A 13,526-nucleotide genomic window follows, 5' to 3' on the forward strand; every position below is an offset into this window, starting at 1 on the left:
ATGGCGTGTGCTAAATCGCACACGCTTTTCATTCGCTTCACGGATAGCTCTAATATTTCTCGGTCACTTGGACTTCAACCCACTTCCTGACACTGTTCACAAACCAGATTTTCGTATACTTCTCCAAATCCTCCACCCGCAAAACTCGTTCTCGAACTACGCCATCCGAAAGCAATTTTTTTCTATAGGTTCCAGCTAGCAATCCACTAGCAACCGGCGGCGTCCACAACTCATCATCCAATTCTACAACCACATTTCCATTCGTAAACTCGGTTAGCTCGCCATCCTGATTCCAGAGCAGTACATCAAACGCCTCGCCGCGCTCCTCAAAAAAGCTCGCGTACACCGCCCGGTTTGTGGTCTTGTGGTAGAGGCAGGGGTCATTTTTATCAATAGGTTTTCCGGCAAGCCGCACCTTGACCGGCCCTGCCATCTCCGACACAGCCTGGCCCTCAACAGAAACAGCACCATCCCGCGCAACCAACAATCTTACCTTCAAAGAGCCAATCGGGTTCGACTCAGCAAACTCCGCCAAAGCCTTCTCAACAGCACTCCAATCCATATTAAACCCCAAGTACTTCGCCGACCTTCTCAGCCGCTCCAAATGCTCTTCATACAAAAAGTACTTCCCATCCTCAAGCAGCAAGCTCTCCAACAGCTCGAACTCCGGCCGGTCCATCTCCAGCAGCTTAGCCTTGGCAACCACTTCCTCATATTCATCCTCAGCCGTCGAATCCCACGTGATTCCACCGCCAACCCCATACGTTGCAACACCGGAATCTGAATCAATGACCACAGTCCGGATCGGCACATTGAAAACTGCCTCGGACTCCGGAGTAATATAGCCAATCGCACCGCAATACACCTCGCGCGGCGTATTCTCAAGCTCGGCAATAATCCCCATCGTACTAACCTTTGGTGCGCCGGTAATCGACCCACACGGAAACAGCGCTCGAAACACATCAACAAGCCCAACATCCTCCGAAACCTGAGCCGTCACTGTCGACGTCATCTGATGAACAGTCGGATACCGCTCAATCTCAAACAACTTCGGCACCTCAATCGTGCCTGGCTCAGCAATCATCCCCAAATCATTCCGCAGCAAATCAACAATCATCACATTTTCAGACCGGTTCTTCTCCGACTCAAACAACCACATCGCATTCGCCTCATCCTCCGCGAATGAGCGGCCGCGCTTAATCGTGCCCTTCATCGGCCGTGTGGTGATTTCGGACCCCTTTTTATGAAAAAACAACTCAGGTGAAGCTGATAAAATCTGAAAGTCCCCGATATCCAAATACGCACAATAACTCGAGTCCTGAGCCTTCTTCAGCCTCTCGAAAAAAGCAACATCGTCCCCGGAAAACTCGGACTTCAGCCGTAGTGTATAGTTCGCCTGGTACGTATCCCCAGCCTCAATTGCCTGGCGGATATACCGGATTGAAGCCCGATACTCATCCATCCCAACCGACGGCAGCCATTCGGAAAGCTGATAGTTACTAGAACCACTTAACCCAACATGTTCTAGATCCTCAAAAATCCCGAACCACAGCAGCGGCATCCGGGCACCACTAGCAACCCGGAACGCGGAATCAAACGCAGGCGCACTCTCATACGACACATACCCAGCCGCATAAAAACCATCTCGGACCGCGTCCTCAACTGCCTGCAGTCCCGGAACAACTTCCTCAAGTGTATGCGCCGCTATCACCCGCACTGGATTCCGAAATGTAACCGGACGCCCCTCAAACTCAAACGACAACAAAGATTCCATAATCCCATTCCCAACCATATTAAAATGAATAACCTATACCTTTCCCAGCACGTTCTTGATTCCTATGGGCACTTTTTCAAATTCTATGAGCACGTTCTTGAATTCTATGGGCACTTTTTCAAATTCTATGGGCACATTCTTGAATTCTATGAGCACCTTTTTGAATTCTATGGGTACCAAAGTGTCATCCATTCCGAGCCGCAAACTGCACGTAACTGGCTGCTGCATTCCGGCGCGCCGGAATGCTATTCACTAGGAACTAAGGAGAAAATAACCCAAACAAACAAAGTATGCGTAAATCTCAAAAAGTATTCATAAAATCAAAAAAGTCTTCATAAAATCAAAAAAGTGTGCATAATAAGAGGCAGCAATTAGCACTGACAGCAAACCAATTCCTTTAGCTCGAACTAGTCTAGAGCCCAAAACCCAACCTAACCCAGCACCAAATTCCTCACCATCAACTTCCCATCCTCCGTCAAAATCGCCTCCGGATGGAACTGCACACACTCAACCGCAAACACCTTATGCCGCAAACCCATGATTTCGCCATCCTCACTCCGCGCACTCACCTCAAGGCAATCAGGCAGCGATTCCTCATCAACCACCAGCGAATGATACCGCGCAACAGCAACAGGCGACCGCACACCCCGAAACGCCCCGCGCCCGTCATGCGCCACAACCGAAACCTTCCCATGCATCGGCCGCCGCGCTTTCCGCACAACCCCGCCAAACGCCTGCGCAATCACCTGCTGCCCAAGACAAACCCCGGCAATCCGCACCACACCACTAAACCGCTCAACCACATCCAAACAAATTCCAGCCGTATCCGGATTCCCTGGTCCGGGCGACAACAAAATACAATCAACCCCAAGCCGCTCAATCTCATCAAGCGAAACCTGGTCATTCCGCACCACCAAAACCTCTTCGCCGATCCCGCGAATATACTGCACCAGGTTATATGTAAACGAATCATAATTATCTATCACTAAAATCACCGGCCACCGGCTCCACTTCTATTAAAATACCAACACACCTATTATAGTAGAAACCGCAACCACCACCAACCACCAACACCACCCAATAACAAAAGATCCATCCAATAAAAAAACCGGACCCCAACCAGGCCCGGTCCAAACACCAATCTAAATCTTCCCAATCAGCGGTCTTTCCCTTAAATACAATCCCAAATCCTCACAACTGCCTTCAACAATATCCCGCACAATCAGCTTCGCCAGCAGCTGCCCATACACCATCCCATTATCCCCAAACGCAAACAAGAAATAGCAGCCTGGATACTCGTCATACACACCGACAATCGGTAGCCCGTCACTCACCGACGCAAAAAACGCCCCGACACAAAACTCCGCCTCGGCCTCAATATCCGGAAACAGCTTCCCGAGCTCAGCCATCAGCATATCCCGCTTCTCCTGCAGCCGATCATCGCGCTCACTCGCATCCGCCGTATCCACATCATGCCCGCCAATCAGGAACCGACCATCCGCTGTCATCCGCAGAAACAAAAACGGTTGCGCCGTCTCCCACAACAGCATAGGGGTCAGACCCCCAATCCGGTTCGTCGTCACCACATATGTGCTCGAAATCGATGCCTTCTGCTCAGACTTAATATCCAAACCTTCATATCCTGTGGAAAAAATGGGTCGACGCGCCTTGATGGTATAACCGGCAGAAGTCCGTAACACTACGCTTCCCAGTTCGGCATCCCTGCCGCCGCCTTCCAGGTCACCGCCAGCATCCTCTTTAGAACTTCCAACCTCAAACTCACACCCAACCACCGCAGTTTCCTCAAACACCCGCATCCCTTTTCCGGCAGCATAATCAATCAGTGCATGAGTGAACCGGAACGGATTCAGTTCCCCGTCATTATACGAATAAATAGCAGCCTCGCGGTTGAATCCAAACTGTTCCTGAATCTCAGCTTTCCTCCAAAACTCAACATCAAAGCTGAACTCCTTCAGTAGACCGTACTCAGCCGAAAGCCGCTCGACATCATCCGCGGAGCTTGCCGCATACAGCGTATCCCGCCGCGAAAACTCACTATCAATTGCTGCAGCCCTGGCCGCCTGTTCAATATCATCAATCGCATCCTTCATCAAGCCAAGATGCCTTCGTATGTACTCCTTGCCAAACCGGCCGACCAGCTCGGTATACATCGTTTCGCCCGCGTACTGAATCAGCGCCGATGTCGCACTCGTCGTCCCGCCGCCAATTCGCGCCTTCTCAACAAGAACGACATCCAGTCCGGTTTCAGCCAAATAAAACGCACACTGCGCACCGGAACTCCCGCCGCCAACTATCACCACATCGCACTCAACATCCGACTCAAGAGCAGGGTAGGAAGGGGCATCGGGAAAAGTCGTCGGCCAATAAAACGTACCAGAATGCAAATCCATATAAATCCTCCTGAAAATCAACCATACCTATATTATTTCCATATTTCAGCAGGATTAAAAAGTTAACTCTAGAAAAATTCTTCGCTCATAAGAAAAGTAGCAGATTATAATTTTACCCTCAATTTGGTATACAAATTTTCATAAAAAGATGCTTAGAATGGGCGTTATAATTGGATATATAGTTTAGATAAAATAAAGTTTATGAAAAGGTGCATTTACGCTGATGGTGCATTTTAGCTTAACACTAAGAAATAGCTTATTGTAAAATGACATAAAGATTAATTGCTTAAAGGGGAAAAATAGTGGAAATTAGAATTTTAAATTCATTAGAAGATGCAGAAAAGTATCGTAGCATTAGACTCGAATCGTTAAAAAATATTCCGGAAGCATTCGCTTCCAGTTATGAAGAAGAAAAAGACTTTTCCATTGAAAATTATCAAAACGAGTTTCAATCAAACCACTCTTTTACTTACGGAGCTTTTGAGAAGGGAGAACTGGTTGGAATCATTACTTTATACAAAGAAAAGTTATATAAATTAAGACATAGGGCACATATTGGTGCAATGTATGTTTCTGATTCCATAAGAGGTTTGGGAGTTGGGAAAGCTTTAATGGAAGAAGCAATAGAGAAAGCAAAAAATCTAGAAGGGTTGGAACAGATATATTTAGCGGTTGTTTCAACAAATGAATCAGCAAAAAACTTTATTCCTCATTGGGATTTGAAGTTTTTGGCACAGAGAAAAAAGGTTTAAGGCTGAAAAATAATATTTATTTTGATGTAGACTTTATGATTATGTATTTATAACCGTGTATATAAAAATCGGAAGTCGTAATAGTATGGTATCCTTTAGACAATGAATCTAGAAGGGTGTATTTTGGGGCACCCAAGACCGGAATAATTTCAATACAAAATAGGTGATTGAATGGGGAGCATCTCCTTAAAGCGAATTTATGAGCCGTATGATGAAACAGATGGATGCCGAATTTTGGTGGATCGCATTTGGCCGCGTGGGATTTCCAAGGAATCTGCAAAGTTAAGCTATTGGTTTAAGGATATTGCACCGAGCAGTGACTTAAGGAAGTGGTTTTGCCATAAGCCGGAACTGTTTGAGGAGTTTCGCGAACGGTACGTGTACGAGCTTCGTACCGACGAACAAAAACAGAAATTAATCGATCAAATCCTTAAGACAGCGGCAAATGAGCAGGTAACACTTTTGTACGGAGCAAAGGACACAGTCTATAACCATGCGGTTGTTTTGCATGAGGAGCTAATGAATCGTTCCGGAGAGTGAATTTTCCAGAGAAGCCCTGTATATTGGAGCGACGGCAAGACCTCGTAATCAAAGGACGGCCCCGTGACGGATACAACATACTTTAGAGCTTGTCTCCAGACTTAAAGCACCAATGATAAAGTATCGTTGGTGCTTTTAAGTGTAAATACCGGTGAAAATTTTTTCCGAAAATATAAAAACGAGAGAAAAAAATTGCTCTTTACCTTTATTGTGATATAGTTTTTGTGAAAGCGTTTTACAACAAGTGAATAAGGAGCACAAAGAAATGATAGCAGATCAAATTCGTAATTATGAGTTGTATAAAGGCATGATTGAAAGAGTAGATCTGGCAGTTGAGTATATTCAAACCCATACTTTCGCAGGCCTGCAAACAGGTATGCACGAGGTAGAGGGTCAAGAGATTTTTTTTAACTTAATAGAGTATGAGACAAAAGCGGTGGAGGCTCGCTTCTGGGAATCTCACAAAAAATATCTGGATTTTCATTATATTCTTGAAGGCAAAGAATTTATCGGCCATGAGCAGTTTGACAGAATGACAATAAAACAGGAATACGAGGAAGAAGACGATTTTTACCTGCTCAATGGCAAGGTGCAGTCCAAGGTTAAGCTGGAACAAGGAGACTTTATGCTGTTATTTCCGAACGATGGGCATATGACAGGCATCAAAGTGGATGGTCCAGAAAAGGTAAGGAAAGTTGTTTTTAAAATTTTGATCTAGGATGTGCAGTGCAAATGATTAAAGAGATCGTAACAACAGATGTCTTGGTTGTTGGCAGCGGGATTGCCGGTTTGAAAGTCAGTATGGAATTGGCGAAGGCCGGACAGAACATCATAATGTCGACGAAAACTCAGCTGTGTTCCGGTTCAAGTTTTTTTCCGTTAAAGGCATCGTTAGGAACACAGGTAACAAAAAACGAGGAAGACAAAACGGTGTTCATGGAGGATATAAACGCTGTCAGCCATAATATGCAGGACCGGGAAATGGCGAAAATATATATCGAAGAGATTCAAGACAGGGTCAAAGAATATCCGGAAATCGGAATTGATCCCTATAAGCTTTCGGATGACAGAAAAGCCTGCTTTGCCAACCACGGCAGGACGATTTACATGCTGAAGGACTGGGACAAGATTAGAGAAAATGTTACTGAGATTATCGAGCATTATCCAAACATTCACCTGATGGAAAGAACATCAGTCGTTTCCTTGTTGAAGGAGGACGAAAGGGTGATTGGGGCGATTCTGCTGAACCATGATAATGAATTTATCATCATTAACTGTAAGGCAGTTGTCCTTGCGACAGGCGGATTCGGCAATATTTATAAACATAATTTGAATCCAAATGATGTGGATGGTTCGGGGCATATTTTGGCGCTTGAGGCAGGGGCGGATCTCGTTAATATGGAATTCATTCAGTTTATCCCTGGCTTTACTTCGCCAAAATATAAGACTTTATGGGGGGAGCATACCCTCAATTATTGCCGGGATTTTGTCGATGCGGACGGAAACAGTATTTTAGAAGAAGTACTTCCCGACGGTTTGACGAAGGAAGAGTGCTTTAAAAACCGAAGCACCCATGGTCCATTTACCAACTCTTTGCCATCCAAATATTTCGATATTGCGATGATGAAGGAAATTTTAAAAACGAAAAACGAGGATGGCTTCGAATTAATCTATGATGAAGACATTTACAAAAATGAAGGCGATTTCTATACCATCTATTTGAATTGGCTGGAAAGCCGGGGCATCAACCTGGTCAGGGATAAAATGAAGATTGCACCTTTCGCCCATGCCAGCAATGGCGGTGTCAAAATCGACAGCCATGGCAGAACCGGGATACCCGGACTTTATGCTATCGGTGAATTGGCCGGAGGAATAGAAGGAGCCAATCGGCTTGGAGGAAATTCGACCGGGGCATGCATGGTGTTTGGGAAGCGAGCGGCTCATGATTGCCTGGTATATGTAAACAGCGTAAATAGGGAAGACATCGACCGCGCGGAAGTGACGAACCATCTGACTAGTCTAATCCAGCCGTATTCAACAGAAGTACAAGCTTCGCTGACACCGAACGAAGTAATGGATGCAGTCAGAGAAATCATGTGGTTTCATGGCAATGTCATCCGCAATGAAAAAAATCTCCAGGCGGCTTTGGTACAAATCAACGAAATCCAAGCTTCTTTTAATATGGAATTATTTGTCACTTCGGTAAAAGAGCGAAAAAGTGCCTTTAAGGCTAGAAACTTCCTGATCCTTTCGAAACTGCTGCTTAAAGCAATGCTCGAGAGAAAGGAGAGCAGAGGGGCACATTATCGCGAGGACTATCCGGTGGAGCGGGAATCCTATAGCAAAAGGCTATTCGTCTCACTGGAAAAAGACAATATAACCCTTTATTTTGAAAAAGAATTATCTTCGAAAGGTGAAAGTTTTTTCCAAAAATAAATAAAATGAAGAAAATTAGTTACAAAGCAATTTGTTTATGATATGTTTTATTTGTAAACGTTAACAAACAAAATATTCAAACAGGTGGGGAAAGACATGAATCTAGAAAAGTATAAAGGTATTATCCCTGCATTCTATGCTTGTTACGATGATTCGGGAGAAGTATCGGAAAATAGAACAAAGGATCTCTGTAACTACCTTTTGGAAAAGGGTGTCAAAGGTCTTTATGTTGGTGGAAGCTCCGGGGAATGCATCTATCAAAATCTTGAAGAGAGAAAGGCAACGTTGAAATATGTTGCTGAAGCTCTTAAAGGAAAGTTGACACTGATTGCCCATGTTGGCGCACCTTCAACGAGAGAAAGTGTAAGCCTGGCAAAATATGCAGCAGAGCTCGGTTATGATGCATTATCTGCTATTCCGCCAATTTACTTTAAGCTGCCTGACAGCTCGGTAATCAAGTATTGGACGGAAATCATGGAGTCAACAGACTTGCCATTCATCATTTACAATATCCCGCAGACAACTGGATATAATCTCTCAATTTCAACCTTCAAGAAGCTAATTGAAAATCAGAAGGTAATCGGGGTTAAGAATTCCTCGATGCCAGTAATGGATATTGAACGATTCAAGGCTGCTGCCGGAGATGACTTTATCGTGTTCAATGGCCCGGATGAACAGTATGTATCCGGAAGATTGATTGGTGCAGACAGTGGAATCGGCGGCACATATGCGGCAATGCCGGAGCTGCTTTTAAAAGCAGAAGAGTTTGTAGCAACAGGGAATTTTGAACAAGCTCAATCGATTCAGCGCGATATTAACGATATCATCATTGCCTTATGTTCGTTAAATGGCCATATGTATTCAGCTATTAAAGAGCTGTTGAAATTAAGAGGCGTAAATATCGGCAGTGTGAGAGGCCCGCTTGAGCCTGTAACAGGTGAGGATTTGAATAAGGTAGCGGAAATCAAGGACATGATCGACAATGCGATCCGTAAATACGAGATGTAAAAATGAAAAGAAGAATCGTATGCTTTGGTGATTCGAATACTTGGGGCTTTGATGCGAAATTACAGAAGAGGTTCCCGGAAGACGTCAGGTGGACAAGCCTGTTTGCTGAAAAGTTGGGTGAAGAGTTCCAGGTTGTCGAAGAAGGACTTTCGGGAAGGACTGCGGTAATCGACGACCCCCTTTTTGAAGGATTGAATGGCTATCGATATATCCATCCGTGTTTAATGAGCCATGCACCGCTTGAATTGGTGATTATCATGCTAGGTACAAATGATACGAAAGAAAGGTTTCATCTAACTTCGTATAACATTGCACAAGGGATAGCCAGAATTTCGCAAAAAGCGAAAACTACACTAGCGGGTGTAAATGGTGAATGTCCTCAAGTACTGGTGATTGCCCCGCCTCCGATTGGTAAAGAGTACTTCAAAACGGACGTGGGAAAATCGATGGGTGCAGGCTGTGACACCAAATCGGCAGAGCTATCAACTTATTTAGAAGAACTAATGCAACTGCAAAACACGGAATTCCTGGACACCAAGGGGAAAATTCCAATGAATAAGATTGATTTTATGCATTTGGATGAGGAAGGACACAAGCTTCTCGCTGAGCTTGTCTTCAATAAAGTTAAAACTATTCTATCAAGGGAGAGAAAGCTATGATTAAAAAACGTTTTCTTGCAACCGCTTTATCCAGTGTTCTGGCAGCATCCGTTTTCTTGGCTGGATGTTCAGGTGAAGAGTCAGGCAAATCGGCTGGCGGCTCAAAAGACGGAGAGACAATAGAATTGTCCCTGATGCTGACGCCGCAATGGAAGGGTGTCATGGATTCTTCTGAACAAGGGGCAGATTATGACAGTTTCTTTAAGCATGCTGCTGAAAAATTCTCAGAGCAATACAAGGAGCACGACGTTAAAGTAAACGTAGAAGTCATTGCCAGTGACCAGCGCGATGAATTGTTAAACGTTAAACTAAACGGCGGCACTCCTCCGGATATATTCTTTGAAAGTACATTTGCCATGGGTGACTACGCTCACCGCGGTGCATTGGTACCTTTAAATGATATTGTCGAAGAGGAAGCAAAGAAGGATATTGCCCAAAATTATTGGGACAGCGTGACATTTGGCGAAGATATTTACTTCTATCCGTTCTCCCATATGCCGGGAACTTTATCTTACAATGCAGATATGTTTAAGGAAGCAGGACTTGAACAATATATCGGCGATGAGAATGAAATTAAAACATGGACTCTTGAAGAATATGAAACTATTTTAAAAACGTTGAAGAGTAAGCTGCCAAAGGATTCGTATCCAATGGGCCTTTATGCTCTGAATAATCAAGGTGATACATGGAACCTCGCTTATTTAAGGATGTTCGGCAATGAATTCTTTGATAAAAAGGGAAATATTATCCTTGGTGATGAGAAAGGTGCTAAAGCAGCTGAATGGTTAAAGAAAACATATGATGCCGGCCTAAGCAATCCTGGTGCGGAATCAGTTTCTTCTAATGACGTACTGGCTATGTTTAAAAACCAAAAAATTGCGATCGCTTTCACAAACTCTGTTTTATTTAATAACACCAAAGCGGAAATGAATGAAGGCAAAGCGCCTAAATTCGATATCAGACTAGCAAACATTCCATCTGAAAGCGGCGACCCGCTAACGTTCACTTATGTGTCCGGTGCTGCTGTATTCAATACGGGAGATGAAACTAGAATCAAAGTCAGCAAGGATTTTGTCAAATTCTTCTCCACTGATCCTGAACTCGTTAAAGCATCCAAAAATGGTGTACCTGTCAGAACGTCTGTTGTAGACGAATTTAAGTCAGAAAATCCATTATTTGAAGCCTATGATAAAAACGCGCCATACCTGTTCAACTTTACTGGCAGCGTACCTGGTTACAGCGAGTTAAGACAAGCGTTATATCCTGAACTGCAAGCCCTCTTTACAGGCCAAAAGTCACCAGAACAAGCGGTCAAGGATTATGAAAAGAATGGTAACCGAATTATAAAAGAAGCAAGAGATAACTCAGCTATTGAATAACCTTCTGCGTTAAAACATCAATCATTAAAGCCCCTCCTTTGGGGCTTTAATGTTAGAAAGGTTAAGGATCGTTATGAAGTTTAACAAGCATGTTTTTAAGGAGAATATGACAGGATACTTGTTTATTGCTCCACAGCTGATCCTGTTTTTACTATTCCTTGTTTATCCGATAATCGAAGGAATTCGCTTAAGCTTATACAAAATTAACTACACAAATGAAGTATTTGTCGGTTTTGAAAACTATCAAAAGCTGTTTGCAAACCCTGTCTTTGTTCAATCGACGATTAATACCGTCATATTCGTTGTTTTTATAGTTGCTTTAACAGTTGCATTCGCTCTGTTTGTGTCTGCGGCTGTGTTTGATAAAAATGCAAAATATGTTTCGTTTATCAGAGGAAGCTATTACATCCCCGTAATGGTTTCAATGGTTGTTATGAGTATGGTTTGGAGCTTTTTGCTTAATCCGGCAAATGGATTGATCTCTTATATAATGAAAGAGATGGATATGGGATCGATAAATCTTTTGGGTAATCCTAAAACAGTTTTGCCCGTTATTATATTCGTGACTTTTGCAACCAACGTTGGCCAAGCGATCATTCTATATATAGCTTCGATGATCGGGGTTCCCAAGGAGCTTTTTGAAGCGGCAGAAGTTGATGGTGCCAGCCGTAAGACCATCATCTTTAAAATTCTGATTCCATTGGTAAAACCTACTACGATCTATATCACGATCATTAATATTATTGCCGTCTTAAAAATCTTCGTTGTCATCCAGCTCTTAACTGGCGGTGGACCAAACAATGCATCAACGACACTCATGTACTTCCTATATAATAACGCCTTTAAGTACAACCAGCTGGGAATAGCTTCTGCTGTTGGCGTAATTATGTTCTTGATTACTTTGATGCTATCCGTTCCACAATTAAGAGCAATGTTTAAGAAGGATTGAGGTGACAAGTCATGTTGAAACAGAAGAATAACAACAAGAGAAAAAGAGAAACGGTTGACGTCGTTGCAAACGTGATAATTATTTTCTTTGCAATCCTAAATCTGTTTCCTCTTTACTGGTTAGTTACCAGCTCATTTAAAAATAGTGCCGATGTTATTAAAATGCCGCCAGATTGGTTCCCGACAACATTTACTTGGAGTAACTATATAGATGTGTTCCAAAACCAGCCTGCCTTGAAATGGACATTTAATAGTATTTACGTATCGCTTGTGACAACAATCGCTGTGATTATTGTCAGCTCTATGGCGGCCTATGCATTTTCAAAGCTCAAGTTTAAAGGGAAGAACGTCATCTACATTATCTTTATTTCCAGCTTGATGATTCCTAAAGAAGTTATGATTGTGCCATTGTTCAGGATTATTCAGGATTTCGGCATGGTCAATTCACTTCAGGGAATGATTTGGCCGAACGTAGCAACAGCCTTCGGGGTATTTTTGCTGAAGGGATTCTTTGATTCAATTCCGGACTCACTGCGGGAAGCCGCCAAGATTGACGGCGCAGGTGAATTTTATACCTTCTACAAGATCATTATGCCGATTGTAAAACCTGGTATTGGTGCATTGTTTATTCTGAACTTTGTAACGGTATGGAACGATTACCTATGGCAGCTCGTTGTTGGCCAGAGTGCGGAATCGAAAACCTTAATGGTTGGTATTGCTTCATTAATGCAGGATCTAAATCCAAACTTTGCCTATAAGATGGCGGGGGCTACAGTTGCAGCAATACCGATGATCGTAATCTTTCTTTTCTTCCAAAAATACTTTACCAAAGGTTTGGCAATTGGAGCGGAAAAGGGATAAAATTCAACTTGGAGTTGCTATAAATGAATAATAAGACTAAAATTTTTGACCAGCTTAAAGGAAATTTAATTGTTTCCTGCCAAGCTCTTCCGGAGGAGCCGCTTCATAGCCCTTATATTATGGGAAGAATGGCTTATGCAGCAAAACTTGGCGGGGCGAAGGGCATTCGTGCCAATAGTGTTGAAGATATTAGGGAAATCAAAAAAACAGTTGATTTGCCGATCATCGGGATTATTAAACGTGACTATGATGGTTCGGATGTGTTTATCACCCCTACAATCGAGGAAATTGACTCTCTTTATCAGGAAGGTGTCGATATCATTGCCTTGGACGCAACCAATCGGATCAGGCCTGATGGCAAGACGATAGAAGAAGTTTTTCCTATTTTAAAAGAAAAATATAAAGACCAACTGTTTATGGCCGATTGTTCTACTTTTGAAGAAGGAAAGAAGGCCTATGAACTTGGCTTTGATTGTGTTGGGTCAACGTTGAGTGGCTATACTGCCTACACGCGAGGAAAAACACTGCCTGATACGGGGATGCTTCGTAAATTGGCTAGTGAGCTGCCGGTCCCGGTGATTGCCGAGGGAGGCATTTGGACACCTGAGGAATTAAAGACTGTTTTTGAAGTTGGAGTTCATACAGCCGTAGTCGGCACGGCCATCACAAGGCCGATGGAAATTACGAAAAGGTTTGTCAATGCGATTCAATAATGGAGAAAATTTTTTCCAAGACAAAATCCCTCGAGTATCTCGCGG

At 43.4% G+C, this 13,526-nt stretch carries 13 protein-coding genes; 10 read left to right on the plus strand and 3 right to left on the minus strand.

Annotated features, from left to right (window positions below; translation table 11 throughout):
* Positions 1 to 49: 49 nt before the first annotated feature.
* From pabB to AM500_RS04270, 3 genes are all read right to left on the minus strand, one after another.
* Entirely contained in the window at positions 50 to 1,774 is a 1,725-nt protein-coding gene (gene pabB, locus AM500_RS04255) for an aminodeoxychorismate synthase component I (RefSeq protein ID WP_053601619.1), read from the minus strand.
* Positions 1,775 to 2,205: 431 nt separating this feature from the next.
* Entirely contained in the window at positions 2,206 to 2,769 is a 564-nt protein-coding gene (locus AM500_RS04265; RefSeq protein WP_053598103.1) for an anthranilate synthase component II, read from the minus strand.
* Between the two features lie 147 nt (positions 2,770 to 2,916).
* Positions 2,917 to 4,185, minus strand: coding sequence for an NAD(P)/FAD-dependent oxidoreductase (locus AM500_RS04270; RefSeq protein ID WP_053598104.1), 1,269 nt, complete (start codon positions 4,183 to 4,185; stop codon positions 2,917 to 2,919).
* Between the two features lie 302 nt (positions 4,186 to 4,487).
* Between AM500_RS04270 and AM500_RS04275 the strand changes: the two genes are divergently transcribed.
* The 10 genes from AM500_RS04275 (at position 4,488) to AM500_RS04320 (ending at position 13,481) form a co-directional block, all read left to right on the plus strand.
* Positions 4,488 to 4,937, plus strand: coding sequence for a GNAT family N-acetyltransferase (locus AM500_RS04275; RefSeq protein WP_331457418.1), 450 nt, complete (start codon positions 4,488 to 4,490; stop codon positions 4,935 to 4,937).
* A gap of 171 nt (positions 4,938 to 5,108) precedes the next feature.
* Positions 5,109 to 5,477 (plus strand): DUF488 domain-containing protein, encoded by a 369-nt coding sequence (locus AM500_RS04280; protein WP_053598105.1) that lies wholly within the window; start codon positions 5,109 to 5,111, stop codon positions 5,475 to 5,477.
* Positions 5,478 to 5,742: 265 nt separating this feature from the next.
* Positions 5,743 to 6,195, plus strand: a complete 453-nt coding sequence (locus AM500_RS04285) for a NanQ anomerase/TabA/YiaL family protein (protein ID WP_053598106.1) — start codon at positions 5,743 to 5,745, stop codon at positions 6,193 to 6,195.
* A 14-nt stretch (positions 6,196 to 6,209) separates the two neighbouring features.
* Entirely contained in the window at positions 6,210 to 7,913 is a 1,704-nt protein-coding gene (locus tag AM500_RS04290; protein WP_053598107.1) for an FAD-binding protein, read from the plus strand.
* A 96-nt stretch (positions 7,914 to 8,009) separates the two neighbouring features.
* Positions 8,010 to 8,921 carry a dihydrodipicolinate synthase family protein gene (locus AM500_RS04295; protein WP_053598108.1) on the plus strand — a complete coding sequence of 304 codons (912 nt, stop codon included), beginning with the start codon at positions 8,010 to 8,012 and terminating at the stop codon, positions 8,919 to 8,921.
* A 2-nt stretch (positions 8,922 to 8,923) separates the two neighbouring features.
* Positions 8,924 to 9,580: a GDSL-type esterase/lipase family protein gene (locus AM500_RS04300; protein ID WP_053598109.1), complete on the plus strand. Its 657-nt coding sequence runs from the start codon at positions 8,924 to 8,926 to the stop codon at positions 9,578 to 9,580.
* On the plus strand, positions 9,577 to 10,959 hold the full coding sequence (locus AM500_RS04305; RefSeq protein WP_053598110.1) for an ABC transporter substrate-binding protein: 1,383 nt from the start codon (positions 9,577 to 9,579) through the stop codon (positions 10,957 to 10,959). The genes AM500_RS04300 and AM500_RS04305 overlap by 4 nt, the downstream gene beginning before the upstream one ends.
* 49 nt (positions 10,960 to 11,008) lie before the next feature.
* A complete protein-coding gene (locus AM500_RS04310) occupies positions 11,009 to 11,908 on the plus strand; it encodes a carbohydrate ABC transporter permease (RefSeq protein ID WP_231688104.1) in 900 nt (299 codons plus the stop codon).
* Between the two features lie 11 nt (positions 11,909 to 11,919).
* Entirely contained in the window at positions 11,920 to 12,768 is an 849-nt protein-coding gene (locus tag AM500_RS04315; RefSeq protein ID WP_053598111.1) for a carbohydrate ABC transporter permease, read from the plus strand.
* A 23-nt stretch (positions 12,769 to 12,791) separates the two neighbouring features.
* Positions 12,792 to 13,481, plus strand: coding sequence for an N-acetylmannosamine-6-phosphate 2-epimerase (locus AM500_RS04320; protein WP_053598112.1), 690 nt, complete (start codon positions 12,792 to 12,794; stop codon positions 13,479 to 13,481).
* Positions 13,482 to 13,526: the final 45 nt, after the last annotated feature.

The sequence above is a fragment of the Bacillus sp. FJAT-18017 genome (assembly GCF_001278805.1).
Lineage (GTDB): Bacteria > Bacillota > Bacilli > Bacillales > Cytobacillaceae > Bacillus_D.

Coding starts and splice junctions, on each gene's coding strand:
- AM500_RS04280 (WP_053598105.1), top strand. CDS start 5,109: ATGGGGAGCATCTCCTTAAAGCGAATTTATGAGCCGTATGATGAAACA.
- AM500_RS04270 (WP_053598104.1), bottom strand. CDS start 4,185: ATGGATTTGCATTCTGGTACGTTTTATTGGCCGACGACTTTTCCCGAT.
- AM500_RS04305 (WP_053598110.1), top strand. CDS start 9,577: ATGATTAAAAAACGTTTTCTTGCAACCGCTTTATCCAGTGTTCTGGCA.
- pabB (WP_053601619.1), bottom strand. CDS start 1,774: ATGGAATCTTTGTTGTCGTTTGAGTTTGAGGGGCGTCCGGTTACATTT.
- AM500_RS04285 (WP_053598106.1), top strand. CDS start 5,743: ATGATAGCAGATCAAATTCGTAATTATGAGTTGTATAAAGGCATGATT.
- AM500_RS04315 (WP_053598111.1), top strand. CDS start 11,920: ATGTTGAAACAGAAGAATAACAACAAGAGAAAAAGAGAAACGGTTGAC.
- AM500_RS04295 (WP_053598108.1), top strand. CDS start 8,010: ATGAATCTAGAAAAGTATAAAGGTATTATCCCTGCATTCTATGCTTGT.
- AM500_RS04320 (WP_053598112.1), top strand. CDS start 12,792: ATGAATAATAAGACTAAAATTTTTGACCAGCTTAAAGGAAATTTAATT.
- AM500_RS04310 (WP_231688104.1), top strand. CDS start 11,009: ATGTTAGAAAGGTTAAGGATCGTTATGAAGTTTAACAAGCATGTTTTT.
- AM500_RS04290 (WP_053598107.1), top strand. CDS start 6,210: ATGATTAAAGAGATCGTAACAACAGATGTCTTGGTTGTTGGCAGCGGG.
- AM500_RS04300 (WP_053598109.1), top strand. CDS start 8,924: ATGAAAAGAAGAATCGTATGCTTTGGTGATTCGAATACTTGGGGCTTT.